The following is a 20063-nucleotide window of genomic DNA, read 5'->3' as shown; positions in this document are numbered from 1 at the left end:
TCACCGAATGCTTCACATTTTAGACTGGATTTACAAGTATCCAGATGAAGGGATGGCTATACGATATGAATTTGTCTGATATAGGCGCTGTACGTCATACATTGAACTTAAATGGAACATGGCAGTTTTGTTTGGATCTGGAGTCCGATACACTCGTTGAACAAGAGATATTACCACCTTCACAGTGTGAAAATACATCATGGGAGACCATTCAGATTCCCGGTTCATGGGAAGAGCAAGGATACGGAGATGAGCCTGCATACGAAAGGCTCGATACCTGGACCAAGGTACGGGAATATGAAGGCTCAGCCTGGTATGCTCAGGATGTTCATGTTCCATCAGACGATCCCGGATGCCACTATGTATTCAGATTGGAAGGTGTCCGATGGACAACGCATCTCTGGATCAATGGACAGTATGCCGGGCAGCAGGATAGTCTGGTGAATCAACAGAAGTGGGATGTTACCTCTCTGGTGAAGCAGGGAGAAGTGAATCGTGTGGAGATCCGCGTGGATAATACGATGAAACTTCCGCTGGCGGGTAGCCATATTCATTCATTGCATACGGCCACAGCCTGGGGTGGAATCACGGGTGGTGTTTATCTGGACAGTCTGCCCCCATGCCGATTACAAACGTTACGTATTCAACCAGATGCTGAGAACGGAACCGTTCTGGTTGATTGTACTGTAAGCGCTCCCGCGAATGAATCCGCTAGATCGATGCAATTACATGTGAATATCCAGCATCCGGACGGCACATGGCTTGATCAATACAGTTGTCATGTGAATCTGAGTGTTCAAGCGCATGTGGATATTAGCTCAGCAGGGTTAACTGAAAGTAACGCTGTAATAGATCAGTGGCGATTGGAACTTGGAACAGAGAAGTCTATCGCAAGATGGTCGGATGAATCCCCTGAATTATACAAGGCTGTGATCCGTCTCCATGACGGTGAACAGGAACTGGATCGGCTGGAGCAATCATTTGGTGTACGCTCCTTTGCAGCAAACGGGAAGCAGCTTGAGTTGAATGGGACACCAGTATATCTGCGTGGGTACGTCGATTGCTGTATCTTCCCACTGACGGGTTATCCCGTCTGGGACAAGGAGCATTATCTTCAGCAGTTTCGAGTGGCCAGATCGTATGGCTTCAATCATGTCCGACTGCATGGGTGGAGCGCGCCAGAACCATTCTGGGACGCAGCTGATGAAGAGGGCATGCTGGTGCAATCAGAACTTCCCCATTGGTCTCGTTTCTTTGAGCAATCGGATCAGTTTGCGCCAGCTGAAGTATTGACTTATCTGACACAAGAACTGGACGGGTTGCTTCAGTCGCTGTATAGACATCCTTCATTCGTCATGTTCTCCATGGGGAATGAACTCCTTGGTCCGAATGGCCATCCTGAACTCAATGCACTGGTATCGAGGGCAAGGGATACAGACCCCACTCGCTTATATACGGACAATACAGGTTTTGGACAGCTTCCGGCGCAAGGGCGGGAAGGTGATTATTATATTCAGTCGTTGAACTGGCATCCCCCGTTGGAATCCGCATATTCTGCTGTGCCGGATACCACGCTGGACTATCATGCAGTCACCCGGCTTGCGGAGCATCCTGTTATAGGACACGAACATGCACAGTACACCATGTATGTGCGGCCCCAAGAGCGAGCGAAGTATACTGGCGTATTGCGTCCTAGCTGGTTACGACCGATCGAAGAATCGTTAACAAACAAAGGCATGATGGAGGACCTGGAGCATTTTCAACAGGTCAGTGGTACCCATCTGGTACGTTCCTTAAAAGAAGCCATGGAGCGGATTCGGCGAACACCGGACGCTGCGGGCGTACAGCTGCTGGACATTCGTGATTTTCCAGGGCAGGGACATGCTACGACGGGCATTCTGGATGTATTTTGGGATGACAAAGGTATAACAACACCAGAAGAATTCATGTGTTTCAACGCAGATGTGGTGCTGTTGTTAAGCTGCAAGGAGCGTACATTTTACGCCGGAGAACCCATTCATGTCGATGTACGCATCTCTCATTACGGTAAGGAGCCACTTGAGGACGCAGTCATTCAGTGGAGGTTAATAAGCGATGATGTGATACTTACTGAAGGGGCATGGAAGACCGGAGATATCCAGTGTGGGTCCGTCATGTCACTGGGAAGCATCGTCGCTACAGCACCTCGTGAAGCAGCAGCAGCTTTTCGGATCGAAGCGGAGCTGATATCAGGCGATTTGGAAAGAACTGTAGCGAATATATGGCATGGATGGTCGTTTCCTTTTTATCAATCCCATCCGAGGTCGAAGCGTATCTGGAATACCGTGGCAGAGTTGAAGCCATTATTGGGTGAAGCGCATGATGATTGCGTAGATCGCATCGATGGATTTCAGTTGTTGAAAAATCGGGAGATTGACTTGGTTATCGTTCAGTCGTTAACACCCAATGTCGTTGATTATGTGGTCAACGGGGGGAGTGTTTGGCTACAGCCAACCGCAGAAGGGTTATATGATTCAGTGGAGACCAAGTATCTGCCTGTATTCTGGAATTACCTGATGTTTGCTACACAGCCTGGTGCAACGATGGGCATGGTTTTGAGAGAACAGCTAGCACTACTAGGCTCCTTCCCGCATGATGGGGCTTCGGACTGGCATTGGTATCACTTGGTGAACGGTACACCAGCGATATGTTTGGATACGTTGCCCGGAGTGGAGCCGCTGATCGAAGTGGTGGACCATTTCCATCGGGCCAAACGACTCGCTTATGCCTTTGAGGCAAAAGTAGGGAAGGGCAAGATTTTGATATCCTCACTTCCGTTTGCCAATCTGGCTGTAATGAAGCGTCCGGAAGCCGCCTACTTATTTCAGGAGATACTTGCGTATCTGAATGGAGATCAATTCCGTCCAGCAACCTCCATATCCGTAGCGCAACTACTCGGCATCGTTAAACTGCAAACCATTCAATTTACATTGTAATCAGAGGGACCCGAAAGGGTCCTTTTTGTATGCCATGTAATTGAAGTAAACGATTACTATAAAACGTTTTCGATATTTACCACTTCAGATAATATTTTACCTTAATATTACTTTTATATCATTTGAAAGTAGAATTTATCACTAATTTTAACGAATTAATGTCTGATTATATATGTCTATATCTAATTTTTATATGATTTTCTCTAAAATCCAGATGGTATTTTGAAAACGCTCTATCGAGTATGATTATTTTATTAAACAGAGGAGGGGGAACGGAGATGGAAACGCTAACAAAAAAATCCGCTTCCGCGAACAGAAGCAGTGACCCCAAACCGCCTTTAAAGAATCGGCGGAACGGAATTTGGGACAGAATGAAACAGCAGAAATATCTCTATCTCATGTCATTGCCATTCGTAGCTTGGGTTTTCGTATTTAACTATCTGCCACTATGGGGATGGACGATGGCTTTCCAAAATTATAAACCTGCCAGATCGTTTGGTGATCAAGAGTGGGTTGGTTTTAAACACTTTGTAGAGTTGTTCAGTGATGATCGTTTCTATCTGGTACTTCGAAATACACTTGCAATGAGCTTGATGGGACTGGTTGTCGGTTTTATCGTGCCGATATTCTTCGCTATTCTCCTGAACGAAATGAGAGGCATGTTCTTCAAACGTGCCGTGCAAACGGTATCATATCTGCCTCACTTTGTATCCTGGGTTGTTGTAGCCGGGATCATTACGAAGATGCTCTCCACCGATGGGGGGATTATCAATGATCTATTGGTAGGACTGAACATTATCGATCAGCCGATCCAATTCATGGCCAAGGGGAACTTGTTCTGGTACATTGTAACCGCTTCAGATATGTGGAAGGAAACCGGTTGGAATGCCATCATCTATCTTGCAGCAATTACGGGTATCGACAATGAGCTGTATGAAGCTTCCCGTGTAGATGGAGCCAACCGCTGGAGACAAATGTGGCACATCACGCTGCCTGGCATACGGACCACGATTTCCGTACTTTTCATCATGTCAATTGGACATCTGATCAGTATCGGTTTCGAGAAGCAGTTCTTGCTTGGCAACAGTCTGGTCACGGACTACTCGGAAGTACTTGATCTATATGCGCTCAATTATGGTTTGAATATGGGACGATTCTCATATGGTACAGCCATAGGTATATTCAACTCCGTTGTCAGTATCATCCTTCTGTTTACTGCGAACGGCTTGTTCAAAAAATTCACAAAAGAAAGCATCATGTAGGGAGGGGACGACATTATGGCGAACAAAGCATTCAATGCTACTCGGGGCGATAAACTGTTCGATATATTCAACATCCTCGCGATGACCATGGTGCTGGTTGTAACACTTTATCCATTCCTTAACGTACTAGCCATCTCACTCAATAACTCGACAGATACAGTACGTGGCGGAATTTACTTGTGGCCTCGCGAATTCACATTACAGAACTACAAAACGATTTTCCAATATGATGGATTGTTACAAGGCTTGCAGATCTCCATTCTGCGTACACTTGTAGGTACCGTGCTCGGATTGATCAGTTCATCCATGATCGCCTTTACACTGAGCAGACCTGACTTTGGACTTAGAAAGTTTGTTTCCACAACGCTCGCGCTCACGATGTATTTCTCCGGTGGTCTGATTCCGGTGTACATTCTGATGCGTGACTTGAACCTGATCGGTACATTCTGGGTATATGTATTGCCTGGCATGATCAGTGCATTTAACGTGTTCATTATCCGTTCATTCATTGATGGCCTGCCATACTCATTGCAGGAATCCGCGAAGCTGGATGGAGCGAATGACTTTACAATCTATTACAGAATCATCTTGCCACTGTGTAAACCAGTACTTGCTACCATCGCATTGTTCCTGGCTGTAGGTCAATGGAATGCGTGGTTTGATACGTACCTGTATAATGGTTCAAAGGCACATCTGACCACGCTCCAATATGAGCTGATGAAAGTATTGCAAAGTACACAGCAGGGCTCAGGTGCTGGACGAAATGCCAATGATATGGCGCAGCAAATGACACAGATTTCACCGGAATCGATCAAAATGGCGATTACGATCGTTGTAACGGTTCCAATTCTCATTGTATATCCGTTCCTTCAGAAGTACTTTGTTGGCGGTATGACACTGGGCGCAGTAAAAGGTTAAACAAGTGGGTACAGGCTGCCACATAGAGCGGCCGTACATCTACAAATGAAGCATCAGGATACCCGAAGCGCAGCCATTTGGTCTGCGCTTCACCGTATAGGGCTGCGGTGTGGTATTCATGAAGCTATAGACAGGGACAAAAAAGTCCCGGACAAACAGACATATGAAACAGGGAGGATTACCATTATGGCAAGTTCCAAAATGAAGATTGCACTGGCACCAGTGCTTGCAATGTCTTTACTCGCAGGTTGCGGTGGAGGAAGCGGCAGTGATACGTCGTTCAAGGATACAAGCGCAGAGACAACTCCACTTACTTTTGATTTCTTCAGCGTAGACCCCAGTCCGAACTGGAATGGCATGAAGGATGAAGTAGGTAAAGTCCTTACGGAAAAAACAGGGATAACTCTTAACGGTGAATTTGCCGTTAGTGGTGGTCAAGATAAGATATCCTTAATGGCAGCGAGCGGAGACTATCCGGATATCGTGTCACCCAAAGGAGAACTCAGCAAACTGGTGGATGCCGGAGCAATGCTCGATCTGACAGATCTGATCGACCAATATGCTCCCAATCTGAAGAAGCTGTATGGTAATTACATGGACCGGTTGAAATACAGTAATGAAGATCAGGCTATTTATGTGCTGCCAACGTATTATGCGGTAGACCAAAAATACTTTGATGCAGGTGGTGGATTTGGCATTCAGCACCGTGTACTGAAAGAACTCGGATACCCGGAAGTGCGTACACTTGAGGATTACGAGAATGTATTGAAGGCGTACAAAGAGAAACACCCAACGATTGATGGTCAGCCAACGATCCCGTTAACACTGGACGCGGATGATTGGAGAATCATGATTACCGTAACGAACCCGGCCTTCCAGGCAACAGGTGCACCGGATGACGGTGAATACTACATCGATCCAGAGACGTATGAAGCAAGTCTGCATTACAAACGTCCAGAGGAAAAAGAGTACTTCCGCTGGTTGAACCATATGTACAACACTGGATTGCTGGATCAGGACAGCTTTATTCAGAAAACAGACCAATACAAATCCAAAATTGCAAGTGGACGTGTTCTGGGTGTCATTGACCAGGATTGGGGTTACTCCGATGCAGAAAATGCATTGAAATCCGTTGGTAAGACTGAAGCAACGTATTCACACTTCCCGGTAACCCTGTCTAAGGATATCAAGGATCATGCCTACCAAGACCCTGGTTTTGTATCCGGTTGGGGTGTAGGGATTACAACATCGAATCCTGACCCGGTTCGTACGATCAAATTCTTCGATTACCTGGCTTCTGAAGAAGGGCAAGTGCTTATGAATTGGGGAATTGAGGGCAAACAGTACGAAGTGAAGGATGGCAAACGTGTCATTCCTGCCGACATTCTGGATCAGAAAACCAATAATGCAGCCGTATTCCAGAAAGAAACCGGTATTGGACTGTACACCAATATGTCCGGTCACTATGGAGACGGTGTGAAGGATTCAACGGATAACTACTACACTACGAATTTCCCTGAACAGATCGTGGCAGCATATTCCGATGCAGAGAAAGAAACACTCAAAGCTTACGGTGCTACGACGTGGAAAGATCTGTTCCCGAGTGAAGATGAGTTCCCAATCAAACCATGGGGAGCAGCATACAATCTGCCAACACCAGGTGACTCCAACTACAACGTCATCTTCAAGAAAACACAGGATATCATTCGGAAACGTATCCCGGAAGCCATTCTGAGTACTCCTGAACAGTTCGATGCGATCTATGACGGCATGATTGCAGAAGTGAACCAAGCAGGAGCAGAGGATATGGAGAAACAATATACAGAACTCGTTCAAAACCGTGTTCAATTGTGGAGCGGTGAAGAAGCTAAATAAACGATTAGCAATTCAGATCTAAAACGAAAAAGAACCCAGAATATTTGGGTTCTTTTTTTATCTAAAACGTTTTCTAAAAAACGTTTTCAATTTTATAAATTCACTATTGACAAGGGATATAGGAGCGATTATTATTCAAGTATGAAAGCACTTACATTTTCTTGTACACCACGTGGCATACACCTGAATCTCAAAGTAAACATTTGCAGAATGAAGAGGAAATAAGGCAAGAAGAACATTTTTTGTTTTTCAGAAAACGCTTCTAATATTATAAAAACAAGAAAATTACATTTGCTTCATCTGGTCACGGTATGTGCAGGTCAGCCTGTTATACAAATATACAGCTTCATTAATATCCATAAGGGGGATTACACATGAAGGGCAAAACACCAAAAACATTCGCAATGCTTCTGTTAGCCAGTGCTCTTGCAATTACAGCAGGATGCAGCGGCAGTGGAGGAGGAACTAACGCTTCAGAGAAACCGGTTGATTCCGGAGATACAACCAGTCCAGTGACCTTTACATTCTTTGGTGCAGACGCGAGTCCGAACTGGAATAACATGAAGGATGCTGTCGGTCAAGAAATTACTAAGGCAACGGGAGTTACAATTGAAGCTGAGTATGATGTGAATAATGGTGGTGACCAAAAGATTCCTTTGATGGCTGCCAGTGGTGATTACCCTGATATTATCTATCCTAAAGGCAACTTGTCTAAGCTTGTGGATGCAGGCGCGATGCTGGACCTGACCGATCTAATTGAGGAGCATGCTCCCAACTTGAAAAAAATCTATGGTGATCAGACGAACCGTCTGAAATACAGTTTGGAAGATCAAGCCATTTACACGATCCCGACGAATATGGGTGTAGATAACGTTGAGTTTGACGCTAGGGGCGGATTCGAAATTCAACAAAGAGTATTGAAAGAGCTCGGCTACCCTGAAGTAAAAACGCTTGAGGACTACGAGAACGTACTGAGAACGTATTATGAAAAACATCCAACGATTGATGGTCAACCGACGATTCCGTTAACATTGAATGCAGATGACTGGAAAATTATGATTACGGTAACGAACCCTGCATTCCAAGCTACGGGTGGACCGGATGATGGTGAGTATTATATTAATCCTGAGACTTATGAAGCCGTTCTACATTACAAACGCCCTGAAGAAAAGGAATATTTCCGTTGGTTGAACAAAATGTACAATGAGGGTCTGCTTGACAAAGATACATTTGTTCAAAAGGATGACCAATACAAATCCAAAATTGCCAGTGGCCGTGTACTCGGTCTAATCGACCAAGAGTGGAACTATGGTGAGGCGGAGAATGCTTTGAAATCGTCTAACGGTGGCGATAAAACATATGCCCACTTCTCCGTGTCCTTGAACAAGGATATTGTGGATCATACGTTCCAACCGACGGGATTTGACGGTTATGGTATCGGCATCACAACTTCGGCCAAAGATCCGGTACGTATTATCAAATTCATGGATTGGCTTGCTTCCGATGAAGGTCAGGTCCTGAGAAACTGGGGTGTTGAAGGCCAACATTACCAAGTCGAGAATGGGAAACGCATCATTCCGGATGACGTACAAGATCGCAAAACCAATGATAACTCTGCTTTTACCAAAGAATCAGGCGTAGGCATGTATAACATATTTAGCGCCAGATACGGTGATGGTGTGAAAGATGCCACGGATAACTACTATACAACGAACTTCCCTGAACAGATTCAAGCTGGTTACACTGCCGCTGAGAAGGAAACGTTGAAAGCCTATGGTATTACAACATGGAAAGATTTCTATCCTTCCGAAGATGATCTGAAGCTGAAAGATTGGGGCGCAGCATACAACATGCCTGTACCATCTGACACGGATTACAACGTAACGTTCCAGAAAACACAGGATATCGTACGTAAACGTATTCCAGAGGCGATCCTTGCCAAACCTGAGAACTTCGACAGCGTATATGATAGTCTTCTGGCTGAACTCGATAAAGCGGGTGCAGTGGAGATGGAGAAACAATACACGGTTTGGATCAAAGAACGTGTAGCTCTCTGGACTGGAAAAGATGTGAAATAAGCTTGAAAACCAAGCATTAAAGTTAAGGATTTTCATAGCGGAAAAAGCCCTTGAGAAAGGGCTTTTTTTATTGTTGACGTGAGGAGATGGATAGCCTATAATCTATCATGTAAGCACTTTCAGTAAGCGGTTTACTCCATTTACGAAAACGTTTTACGTCCGTTAGAAGAAGAATCTTTCTTTTGGCAGAATCGAAACGTCAGCTTCAGTAAACACGTCGGAATGAACGATACCGAAAGCGCATTCAAAAAAAATGGTATCCTCAGGCATAAAGCCTGTTATACAGATAAAACCTTCATAAATAATAGGGGGAACTAGACAATGAGAGGCAAAATGAAAGGTAATACACCCAAAACGTTTGCAATGTTGATGCTCGCAAGTGCAATGTTGGTTACAGCTGGTTGTGGGAATTCGGGAACCAAAGAGACTTCGGAGTCCAGCGGAACCGAACCGATCACAGTTACATTCTTCGGGGCGGATGCTAGTCCAACCTGGAACAAGATGCAAGATGCTGTTGGTAAAAAGATTACGGAGCAAACTGGCGTTACTCTTGAAGCAGAGTATGATGTAAACGATGGTGGTAACCAGAAGATTGCACTAATGGCTGCCAGTGGTGACTTTCCTGATATGATCTACCCTAAAGGTAACTTATCTAAGCTTGTGGATGCAGGTGCGATGATGGATCTCACGGATCTGATTGAGGAGCATGCTCCCAATCTGAAAAAAATCTATGGGGAACAGATGAACCGTTTGAAATACAGTCTGGAAGATCAAGCGATATATACGATTCCAACCAATATGGGTGTCGATAATGTTACGTTTGACGCTACAGGTGGATTTGAAATTCAGCAAAGAGTATTGAAAGAGCTCGGATACCCTGAAGTGAAGACACTTGAGGATTACGAGAATGTACTTAGAGCCTATTATGAAAAACATCCAACCATTGATGGTCAACCAACCATTCCATTAACATTGAATGCAGACGACTGGAAAATCATGATCACGGTAACGAACCCGGCCTTCCAGGCAACAGGTGCACCGGATGATGGTGAATATTACATTGACCCTGAAACGTATGAAGCCAAATTGCACTACAAACGTCCAGAGGAAAGAGAATATTTCCGCTGGTTGAATAAAATGTACAATGAAGGCCTACTGGACAAAGATGCCTTTGTTCAAAAGGATGACCAATACAAGTCCAAAATTGCCAGTGGCCGTGTCCTCGGTCTGATTGACCAAGAGTGGAACTATCAAGAAGCGGAGAACGCGCTCAAATCATCGGGTAAGGATGATGCCACATACGCTCACTTCTCTGTATCACTTAACGATGAAATTGTGGATCACACGTTCCAACCAGCCGGATTTGACGGTTATGGCATCGGGATCACAACTTCGGCCAAAGATCCAGTGCGTATCATTAAATTCATGGATTGGCTTGCTTCCGATGAAGGACAAGTTCTGAGAAACTGGGGTATCGAAGGCGAACATTACAACGTAGAAGATGGTAAACGCGTGATTCCAGATGACGTTCAGGACCGAAAAACCAATGACAACTCCAATTTCAGCAAGGAAACAGGAATTGGGATGTATAACGTATTTAGCGCAAGATACGGTGATGGTGTAAAAGATTCTACGGATAACTACTACACAACAAACTTCCCTGAGCAGATTGTAGCTGGTTACACGGCTGCAGAGAAAGAAACGCTGAAAGCTTATGGTATCACGACATGGAAAGAGTTCTATCCGGCTGAGGAAGATCTGCCAGTTAAGGATTGGGGCGCAGCGTATAACATGTCCGTACCTTCCGGTACAGACTATGAGGTAACGTTCCAGAAAACGCAGGATATCATCCGTAAACGGATTCCGGAAGCTGTTCTGACTACACCAGCCAACTTTGATGCAACCTATGATGCTTTACTGGCTGATTTGGACAAAGCGGGTGCAGTTGAAATGGAGAAACAATTTACGGTTTGGGTTAAGGAACGTGTCTCTCTGTGGACAGGAAAAGACGTAAAATAATATGGATTGTCTGTGATCCATGGTTAGACAAGGAAAGGGCCCTATATGGGGCCTTTTTTTTGTGGAATGATGTGATGATTTTCATTGACGCAAATTTTGAAATCACATATAATTTTATTATTGTAAGCACTTACCGAAAACGTTTTATATCATAAGAAATATACAGCTGATTTAGGAACAGGAGCTAATCATGTCCCAACACAATAACCAAACTAAAATCAATCGTCTATGGTATCAACAACCGGCAAAACGCTGGGAAGAAGCATTGCCCATCGGAAACGGCCGTCTTGGAGGCATGGTGTACGGTTGCGCAGCAGATGAACGAATTCAGCTCAATGAAGATACATTATGGTCAGGGTTTCCAAGGGATACGATTCAATACAGAAGTCAGCGGTATTTGAAGCAGACGCGAGAATTGATCATGTCTGGGCAGTATGGTGAAGCTGAGGATTTGTTGAACCGTGAAATGCTTGGTCGTGATGTAGAGGCCTACCAGCCGATGGGTCATTTTCTATTGCACCATGAGGGTCTGGATGATCTTTCATATGATGCATTTGAACGGGAGCTTGATCTGGAATCGGGTATTGCAACCACAACCTACTCATTGGAAGGAATACAATACGTACGTGAAGTGTATTCCAGTGCTTCGGATGATCTTATGGTCTGCACATTAACCGCTGATCAGAAGGGCGCTGTGAGTGTAAGTATTACGCTAGACAGTCCCCATCCTTATCGCGTTGAGACTTCGGGAGATGCTCTAACCATGTTCAGTCGGTGCCCAAGTCATGTGGAGTCCAATTACTTCAGAGATCACCCGGAATCCGTCCTCTATGAAGAGGATCGGGGAACGGCTTATGCTGTCCGTATAGCATTTACGGCATCTGGCGATCAGGTGAAGGTCTCCAATCTGGAAGGCAAGTTACATATTCACGGTGCTGATCAGGTTGTGTTTTATCTGGCAGCGGCTACCTCCTTTGAGAGTTACGATGTGTTACCTGTGAAGGATCATCTTGTATTGGAAGAGGAATGCAAGGAGATGATCTTCAAAGCGACCACATATGGCGCGGAAACGCTTCGTGACCGACATATTCAAGATCATAGCGCGTTGTTTAACAGAGTCTCTATTGATTTAGGGGTATCGGCTAACGCCGAATTACCTACAGATGAGCGGCTGCATGCTTATCAGGCAAGGCAACAAGACCCTGGACTGGAGGCACTTTATTTTCAATATGGAAGATATCTGTTAATGGCTAGTTCGCGTCCGGGCAGCCAGCCTGCAAATCTCCAGGGAATCTGGAACCATCAGGTAGAGCCGCCATGGCATAGTGATTACACAATCAATATCAACACGGAGATGAATTACTGGCCGGCAGAAGTCTGCAATCTCAGTGAATGTCATGAGCCGCTGTTTGATATGCTGACCGATCTCAGTGATACAGGACGAAGAACGGCGCGGATTCTGTATGGAGCCCGTGGGTGGACTGCTCATCATAACGTGGATATCTGGAGAACCTCTACACCGACAGGTGGAGATGCAAGCTGGGCTTTCTGGCCGATGGGTGGAGTATGGTTGACCTCGCATCTATGGGAGCATTACCAATTTACCGGGGATCAGCGTTTTCTTGAGGAACGTGCTTATCCCATCATGAAAGAGGCGGCGCTGTTCTGTCTCGACTGGCTGGTGGAAGGGCCTGATGGTTATCTGGTTACGATTCCATCCACTTCACCAGAGAACAAGTTTCTCACAGATGCTGGGGAGGCACGCAGTATATCGATGGCTTCAACGATGGATATGACGTTAATTCGTGAACTGTTCAGCCGCTGTATTGAGGCCTCGAAGCAACTAAATATAGATGAGTCGTTGGCAAGCGAGTGGAGTGAGGCTCTGGGCAAACTCTATCCATTCCAAATTGGAAGCGAAGGACAATTGCTGGAGTGGTTTAAAGATTTTGCCGAATCTGAACCAGGGCATCGTCACGTCTCCCATCTGTATGGGCTGTATCCGGGGGAGCAGATCAATCGAGTGCACACACCGGAATTGGTAGAAGCAGCACGGGTATCGCTTGAACGTCGTATCTCACAAGGTGGCGGGCATACAGGATGGAGCTGTGCATGGTTGATCAATCTGTATGCACGACTGCTGGATGGCAGCCAGGCACATCAGTTTGTGCGCACGTTGCTGGCCCGATCCACACATCCGAATCTGTTTGACGATCATCCGCCGTTCCAGATCGATGGTAACTTTGGAGGCACGGCTGGAATAGCCGAGATGTTGTTGCAGAGTCACTTGAACGAGTTACATTTACTGCCGGCACTGCCTGAACTCTGGACTCAAGGTCGAGTTGAAGGGCTTCGTGCACGGGGTGGTTATACGGTAGCTATAACGTGGACGGACAACAAGCTTGTGTCAGCGGTTATTAAGGCAGATCGAAATGAGTCGCTGACCCTTCGCAGTGCTTATCCGCTGCGTGTGGAAGGAAACGAACAAGCCAAGGCAGAGCTTACGCCTCAGGGCGATTATGTAATTATTTTAACCATGACCGCAGGACAGACGATCCGCGTGTCATCATGAGACGGAGGAGCCAACCATGACCATTTTTAAATTTCCGCAAGATTTTCGCTGGGGTACAGCAACAGCTTCCTATCAAATAGAAGGAGCGGCACAGGAAGGTGGACGCGGGGTATCCATCTGGGATACGTTTGCGCGCACCCCTGGCAAAGTATATAACGGAGATAATGGAGATGTCGCGTGTGACAGTTACCATCGGTATGAGGAAGACATCGAACTGATGAAGAAACTCGGGATTAATACGTACCGGTTCTCCATTGCGTGGCCGCGTATTATTCCTGACGGAGATGGGGAGATCAATCGGGAAGGACTGGACTTCTACCACCGCTTCGTGGATGCATTGATCGAGGCTGGAATTGAACCGTTTCTCACTCTGTATCACTGGGATCTTCCACAAACGCTGGAGGATGACGGGGGCTGGGGCAACCGCAGAACTGTAGACGCTTTTGTAAAATATGCGGAAGTGATTTTCAAAGAATTCTCTGGCAAAATCAACTTTTGGCTGACATTCAACGAACCATGGTGCATCGCGTTCCTGTCGAACCTTCTCGGGATTCATGCGCCAGGAAACAAAGACCTGCAGACGTCAATCAATGTTGCTCATGGATTGCTGGTTGCTCATGGTAAAGCCGTTCAATCTTTCCGTCGCTTGGGAACAACCGGTCAGATTGGTATTGCTCCGAACGTGTGCTGGGCTGAGCCGTACAGCAAATCTCCTGAGGACCAAGCTGCGTGTGACCGATCAATTGCGCTTAATACCGATTGGTTCCTTGATCCAATCTACAAAGGTTCATATCCGCAGTTTATGGTGGATTGGTTCGCAGAAGCGGGGGCTACTGTGCCAATTCAGGAAGGCGATATGGAGATTATCTCGCAACCGATCGATCTGCTCGGCATTAACTATTACACGATGGGGATCAATCGCTTCAATCCGGAGGCAGGTGCTCTGCAATCGGAAGAAGTTGATATGGGCCTCACCAAAACCGATATTGGCTGGCCTGTGGAATCACGTGGTTTGTATGAATTTATGCATTACTTGCAAAAGTACGGCAATGTGGATGTATATATCACAGAGAATGGTGCCTGCATCAATGATGACCTGGAGAACGGAAAGATTAACGATGATCGCCGGATTTCATATTATGAGCAGCATTTGGCCCAAATTCACCGCATCATTAATGACGGCATTAATCTGAAAGGGTACATGGCATGGTCACTGATGGATAATTTCGAGTGGGCAGAAGGCTACCGGATGCGTTTTGGTCTTGTTCATATGGACTATCGTTCACTCGTGAGAACACCGAAGGAGAGTTATTACTGGTATCAGAGCGTCATCAAGAATAATTGGTTGGAGACACGGAACGAACATAATCCCCAATAGCTTGGGTGGCAGGTTTTAAGGGTAAAGCAGGTCCGCATTATATATGGTTCCCTTATTAAAGCTGAGAACGACGGTAACATTGGAGTATTCCAATGTGCCGTCTTTTTTTTGTATTTTTACCGTTGGAAATAAGTAGTTCATAAAGGTTTCATAAGGTCAAGTACAGTTCCTGTTATGAAGAGACGTTTTTTGGGTTATAAGAAGTATGAATGAATTTAATAATGTTTTGTCAACAGTATAAATCAAAATAAAGTGTCCAAATTGCGAATAAAATTTGAACATTTGTTGACTAAAAATCATACTGATGTGGTATATTGGTATAAGGAAAGCACTTACAAAAAGGGAAAAGGAAGTGTTTACTATGGCATCGAAGACAGCAATGGTTAGCCAATTGGAGCGCAAAGACAAAAATATGCGGCGCGCCGTCTTGACGATGACAGTTCTGGCATGGGTCGCACTCATTACGGGAGTGATCATGTGTCTGATCAATCTGAACGAATTTAATGATCGTAATCTTGGCTTGATGGTTGGTATTGGATTCCTTGTAGGTAGTGTGTTTATTTACGTTATTGCCAAAGCGATTGGCCTTGTTCATACACGCCGGGAAGACGAAGGCGCCGATTGATTATAATCCTGCGTTAATTCGTTCATAATAAGACTGGATGAGTTCCCGGAATCCAGTCAATAAAGCCCTTTGCGGATTCGTTGACACTGTTCAACGGGACTGCAAAGGGTTTTATTTTGTGACTTGAGGTGTAAAGATTACGAAGTACAAATATCAAGCATGCAAGCGATTTGTGAGAAAAAATTCACACATTTAAGGTGTAAAATCGACAAATTTGTTAACAAGAACAAAAAAGTTGTTCATTTCTGATATCTTTAGTAGGAAGAGAGTAGTATACTGATTTTTCAGTATGAGCGAATTTAAGGAGAGGGGATCAAAATGAACAAGAAACCTAGGTCGCTAATCCGGATTATCATTCCGGTTGTCCTGACGTTGGTTACAATTGCATTGATTGTCTGGCCAATGCTGGCAGGCGGACAGTACGTTGTTCTGGATCCGAAGGGGCCAATTGGCGCTTCGCAGAGAGATTTGATTGTCATCTCGACAATTTTGTGTGCTGTCATTATTGTGCCAGTACTCATTTTGGCTGCCGTAATCGTATGGCGTTACCGTGAGAAACCGGACAACAAAGCAGCATATGAACCTAACTGGGCTCATAGCACCAAAGCGGAGGTTGTATGGTGGACCATTCCAATTATTATTATTGGGATACTTGCAATTGTAACGATTCGTTACACTTATGTTCTGGAACCTTCGAAGCCGTTGGCTCACGAGAAAGCACCAATTACCATCCAAGTGTCTTCACTGGACTGGAAATGGCTGTTTATGTATCCAGAACAAGGAATTGCAACGGTTAATACGTTGAATATTCCGGCAGACCGGCCCGTGAAATTTGAACTCACTGCGGATTCACCGATGAACTCATTCTGGATTCCGCAACTTGGAGGACAGATTTATACGATGTCGGGTATGGCGATGACCTTGTATCTGCAGGCAGATCATGAAGGCAAGTACTGGGGTTCAGGCGCTAACTTCACAGGCGAGCATTTTGGAGAAATGCGTTTTGATGTGAATGCTACATCGGACGAAGATTTTGACAATTGGGTAGCTGAAGTGAAACAGAGTTCTCAGGCGTTGACTACAGAAGGTTACAAAGCACTGGCTGAACCAGGAACAAGCAACGTTGCTTATTATTCTGCTTTCCCAGAAGGATTGTTCCAAAATATTGTGACCAAGTATGTTGTAGATGGTCAAAGTGCTCACAGTAAGCATGGAAGTTCAAAAGAAGCTTCTGGAGCCATTCAAAATGCAACTGATACGTCCAATCAAGACGAGGACAAGAGTGCTAACTAAAGATTCGAAAGGAGGCCCCCCAATGTTAGAGGGACTTAAAGAGTTTGCATCGGAGTTTTTCGTAACCGGTGATCCGCTTATTTATGGTGCGATGGTAGCTATTGGAATTACCATGATTACTATTGTAGCGGTGCTAACTTATTTCAAAAAATGGGGCTGGCTCTGGCGTAACTGGTTAACGACTGTCGATCACAAAAAGATCGGTATCATGTATATCATCGCTTCCATTATCATGTTGTTCCGTGGTGGTGTGGATGCGCTAATGATGCGCCTTCAGCTAGCTATGCCTAACAATGAATTTTTGAATCCTGAGCATTATAATCAGGTCTTCACAACTCACGGCACGATCATGATTCTGTTCATGGCGATGCCATTTATGTTTGGTCTATTTAACGTTATCGTGCCATTACAGATCGGAGCAAGGGACGTTGCGTTCCCGTTCCTGAATGCACTGAGCTTCTGGTTATTTTTCCTGGGAGCAATGCTGTTTAACCTGTCATTCGTTATTGGTGGTTCACCGGATGCAGGATGGCTGAGTTATCCGCCTCTATCGGAGCTGTCGCACAGCCCTGGGGTAGGACAGAACTTCTATATATGGGGTATTCAGATATCGGGTATCGGTTCCCTGGCTACCGGTATCAACTTCCTGGTTACCATCATTAAAATGCGTGCGCCAGGTATGAGATGGATGAAAATGCCGATGTTCACATGGTCGGTATTCTCCACTTGTATCATTATCTTGTTTGCTTTCCCGATCTTGACCGTGACACTTGCATTGTTATTCCTCGACAGGTTTGCCGGGGCGCATTTCTTCACACTTGATCTGGGCGGTAACCCAATGATGTATATCAACTTGATCTGGATGTGGGGTCACCCTGAGGTATACATTGTCGTCTTGCCGGCATTCGGTGTGTTCTCCGAGATTGTAAGTACATTCTCTCGGAAAAAACTGTTTGGTTACAAGTCAATGGTATTTGCTATGTTAATCATCAGCTTCCTGTCCTTCTTCACATGGGCGCATCACTTCTTCACGATGGGTTCAGGAGCGGACGTGAATGCATTCTTCGCCGTAACTACGATGTTGATTGCTATTCCAACAGGGGTTAAGATATTTAACTGGCTGTTTACCATGTATCGAGGAAGGATTCACATGGCGACTCCGATGATGTGGACACTTGCCTTTATCCCGTGCTTTATTGTCGGGGGTATGACAGGCGTTCTGTTATCCGTTGCTCCTGCTGACTTCCAGTTCCACAACAGTTACTTCCTGATTGCCCACTTCCACCAGGTGTTGATCGGTGGCGTTGTCTTCGGATACTTCGCAGGTCTGTACTACTGGTGGCCTAAAATGTTCGGTTTCCAACTTGAAGAGAAACTGGGCAAATGGGCATTCTGGACTTGGAATATTGGTTTCTATGTCTGCTTCATGCCGCAGTACGCTGTCGGTCTGATGGGTATGACACGTCGTCTGAGCACGTACGGCTGGGATACTGGTTGGTGGGAACTGAACTTCGTATCCACAATCGGGGCATTCCTGATGGGTGTCGGATTCCTGTTCCAAGTTGCACAAATCGCAGATGGTATTCGCAAATACAAATCACTCAAAGCTTCCGCCGATCCATGGGATGGCCGTACGCTGGAGTGGTCAATTCCTTCACCAGCTCCTGAATACAACTTCGCCATTACACCGCGCGGAGATGATATTGATGAGTGGTGGGAAGAGAAAGAACGTCGTGCCAAAGGCATCTATCCGCCAGAGCAACCGCTTGAGCCGATTCATATGCCGAAGAACTCTGGAATTCCGTTCATCATGTCTGTCTTCTGGTTCATCGCCGGGTTCGGCTTTGTCTTCGGATGGCTGTGGATGGCAATTCTTGGACTCGCTGGCGTAGGGATCTGCATGATCGCCCGTTCATTCTCATACGATACGGATTATTACATTCCGGTCGACGAAATTAAACGTACCGAAGCGTCGTTAAGGGGGTCGGTATAGATGGCTCAAGCAGCCGCTAAGCACGGTGAGAATCATGCACATGGTCACGACCATGGACATCATGATCCACAGGAAATGAAAATTCTCGGATTCTGGTTCTTCCTGATTTCCGACGTTATCTTGTTCTCCGTATTGTTCGCAACCTTCATTGTGTTGCGTGACAATACGGCGGGCGGACCGATTTTGTCTGAATTGATCAAAATGCCTGGCGTTATCGCCGAGACATTTATTTTGCTCACAAGTTCATTTACAAGCGGCCTTGCCGTTCTGGCGATGAATCAGGGCAAAGTAAAACAATTAATCAGTTGGCTGGCTGTTACAGCCGTTCTGGGTGCAAGCTTTATTGCACTGGAAGTATATGAGTTTATTGAGTTGATTCACGAAGGGTTTAGCTTTACAACGAGTGCTGCTTCTGGCGCATTCTTCACCCTCGTGGGTACTCACGGACTTCACGTATCGCTTGGTCTGATCTGGATGATTGGACTCATGTTACAACTGAAAAAACGTGGAATTACTGATGTTACTCGCGGTAAAATCAACGTTATCAGCTTGTACTGGCACTTCTTGGACGTCGTATGGATCTTCCTTCTGTCGATCGTCTATCTCTTGGGGGTGATGTAGATGGCAGAGCACAACTCACATGATTCCCACGGCCATGAACAACATGGCTCACTGAAGTCTTATGTCATCGGCTTCATTCTGTCCGTCGTACTGACAATCATTCCACTTGTGGTGGTTTTGAACGACATGATGGGCAAAACAGGAACACTCGTTGTGATTCTTGGTACAGCAGCACTGCAGTTTGTGGTTCAACTCTTCTTCTTCATGCATATCCGTGAAACAGGGAAACCACGCTGGAATGTGATGGCACTTATTTTCGGATTACTGATTATGATGACTATCGTGATTGGTTCGATCTGGATCATGCTTAACAACGCTGTTGCACATTAATTCACATGATGAAGAGCTTCACGACCTTGGAATTCAAGGTTGTGGGGCTCTTTTTTTGTTCCAAGCAGAAGTTATCGCATATTTTAATGAAAAAAAAGTTGGATTATATCATAATAAGTCTTTG

Annotated in this window: 13 protein-coding genes; all 13 read left to right on the top strand. The window is 45.5% G+C overall.

The features are described from left to right. The first annotated feature begins 65 nt into the window (after positions 1–65). The 13 genes from J2Z28_RS22930 (at position 66) to cyoD (ending at position 19939) form a co-directional block, all read left to right on the top strand. Positions 66–2975 carry a glycoside hydrolase family 2 protein gene (locus J2Z28_RS22930; protein WP_211084423.1) on the top strand — a complete coding sequence of 970 codons (2910 nt, stop codon included), beginning with the start codon at positions 66–68 and terminating at the stop codon, positions 2973–2975. 278 nt (positions 2976–3253) lie between these two features. Further along, positions 3254–4237, top strand: coding sequence for an ABC transporter permease (locus J2Z28_RS22925; RefSeq protein WP_036606891.1), 984 nt, complete (start codon positions 3254–3256; stop codon positions 4235–4237). Between the two features lie 15 nt (positions 4238–4252). After that, positions 4253–5155, top strand: a complete 903-nt coding sequence (locus tag J2Z28_RS22920; RefSeq protein ID WP_036606894.1) for a carbohydrate ABC transporter permease — start codon at positions 4253–4255, stop codon at positions 5153–5155. Between the two features lie 186 nt (positions 5156–5341). Further along, complete coding sequence (locus J2Z28_RS22915; RefSeq protein WP_211084422.1) at positions 5342–7030, top strand: ABC transporter substrate-binding protein; 1689 nt, start codon at positions 5342–5344, stop codon at positions 7028–7030. Between the two features lie 374 nt (positions 7031–7404). Further along, a complete protein-coding gene (locus J2Z28_RS22910) occupies positions 7405–9108 on the top strand; it encodes an ABC transporter substrate-binding protein (protein ID WP_211084421.1) in 1704 nt (567 codons plus the stop codon). Positions 9109–9429: 321 nt separating this feature from the next. Continuing rightward, entirely contained in the window at positions 9430–11127 is a 1698-nt protein-coding gene (locus J2Z28_RS22905; protein WP_415841477.1) for an ABC transporter substrate-binding protein, read from the top strand. A 190-nt stretch (positions 11128–11317) separates the two neighbouring features. Next, positions 11318–13699, top strand: coding sequence for a glycoside hydrolase family 95 protein (locus tag J2Z28_RS22900; protein WP_211084420.1), 2382 nt, complete (start codon positions 11318–11320; stop codon positions 13697–13699). A 16-nt stretch (positions 13700–13715) separates the two neighbouring features. Beyond that, the gene (locus J2Z28_RS22895) at positions 13716–15077 is read left to right on the top strand and encodes a GH1 family beta-glucosidase (RefSeq protein WP_036606902.1); all 1362 of its coding nucleotides are present in this window, start codon (positions 13716–13718) and stop codon (positions 15075–15077) included. 361 nt (positions 15078–15438) lie between these two features. Continuing rightward, positions 15439–15702, top strand: coding sequence for a hypothetical protein (locus J2Z28_RS22890; protein ID WP_036606904.1), 264 nt, complete (start codon positions 15439–15441; stop codon positions 15700–15702). A 318-nt stretch (positions 15703–16020) separates the two neighbouring features. Then, positions 16021–16995, top strand: coding sequence for a ubiquinol oxidase subunit II (cyoA, locus tag J2Z28_RS22885; protein ID WP_211084419.1), 975 nt, complete (start codon positions 16021–16023; stop codon positions 16993–16995). Between the two features lie 22 nt (positions 16996–17017). Further along, a complete protein-coding gene (locus J2Z28_RS22880) occupies positions 17018–18988 on the top strand; it encodes a cbb3-type cytochrome c oxidase subunit I (protein WP_211084418.1) in 1971 nt (656 codons plus the stop codon). Then, complete coding sequence (gene cyoC, locus J2Z28_RS22875) at positions 18989–19609, top strand: cytochrome o ubiquinol oxidase subunit III (RefSeq protein ID WP_017692223.1); 621 nt, start codon at positions 18989–18991, stop codon at positions 19607–19609. It abuts the gene before it with no gap. Further along, the gene (cyoD, locus tag J2Z28_RS22870) at positions 19610–19939 is read left to right on the top strand and encodes a cytochrome o ubiquinol oxidase subunit IV (protein WP_017692224.1); all 330 of its coding nucleotides are present in this window, start codon (positions 19610–19612) and stop codon (positions 19937–19939) included. Positions 19940–20063 lie beyond the last annotated feature (124 nt).

This window comes from Paenibacillus xylanexedens (assembly GCF_017874615.1).
GTDB lineage: Bacteria > Bacillota > Bacilli > Paenibacillales > Paenibacillaceae > Paenibacillus > Paenibacillus xylanexedens.
The sequence above is the reverse complement of the archived record's forward strand: the minus strand, read 5'-3'. Positions and strand labels throughout refer to the sequence as shown.

Excerpts from the sequence above, each read along its gene's own strand:
- J2Z28_RS22930 (WP_211084423.1), top strand. The coding sequence starts at position 66 with ATGAATTTGTCTGATATAGGCGCTGTACGTCATACATTGAACTTAAAT.
- J2Z28_RS22925 (WP_036606891.1), top strand. The coding sequence starts at position 3,254 with ATGGAAACGCTAACAAAAAAATCCGCTTCCGCGAACAGAAGCAGTGAC.
- J2Z28_RS22920 (WP_036606894.1), top strand. The coding sequence starts at position 4,253 with ATGGCGAACAAAGCATTCAATGCTACTCGGGGCGATAAACTGTTCGAT.
- J2Z28_RS22915 (WP_211084422.1), top strand. The coding sequence starts at position 5,342 with ATGGCAAGTTCCAAAATGAAGATTGCACTGGCACCAGTGCTTGCAATG.
- J2Z28_RS22910 (WP_211084421.1), top strand. The coding sequence starts at position 7,405 with ATGAAGGGCAAAACACCAAAAACATTCGCAATGCTTCTGTTAGCCAGT.
- J2Z28_RS22905 (WP_415841477.1), top strand. The coding sequence starts at position 9,430 with ATGAGAGGCAAAATGAAAGGTAATACACCCAAAACGTTTGCAATGTTG.
- J2Z28_RS22900 (WP_211084420.1), top strand. The coding sequence starts at position 11,318 with ATGTCCCAACACAATAACCAAACTAAAATCAATCGTCTATGGTATCAA.
- J2Z28_RS22895 (WP_036606902.1), top strand. The coding sequence starts at position 13,716 with ATGACCATTTTTAAATTTCCGCAAGATTTTCGCTGGGGTACAGCAACA.
- J2Z28_RS22890 (WP_036606904.1), top strand. The coding sequence starts at position 15,439 with ATGGCATCGAAGACAGCAATGGTTAGCCAATTGGAGCGCAAAGACAAA.
- cyoA (WP_211084419.1), top strand. The coding sequence starts at position 16,021 with ATGAACAAGAAACCTAGGTCGCTAATCCGGATTATCATTCCGGTTGTC.
- J2Z28_RS22880 (WP_211084418.1), top strand. The coding sequence starts at position 17,018 with ATGTTAGAGGGACTTAAAGAGTTTGCATCGGAGTTTTTCGTAACCGGT.
- cyoC (WP_017692223.1), top strand. The coding sequence starts at position 18,989 with ATGGCTCAAGCAGCCGCTAAGCACGGTGAGAATCATGCACATGGTCAC.
- cyoD (WP_017692224.1), top strand. The coding sequence starts at position 19,610 with ATGGCAGAGCACAACTCACATGATTCCCACGGCCATGAACAACATGGC.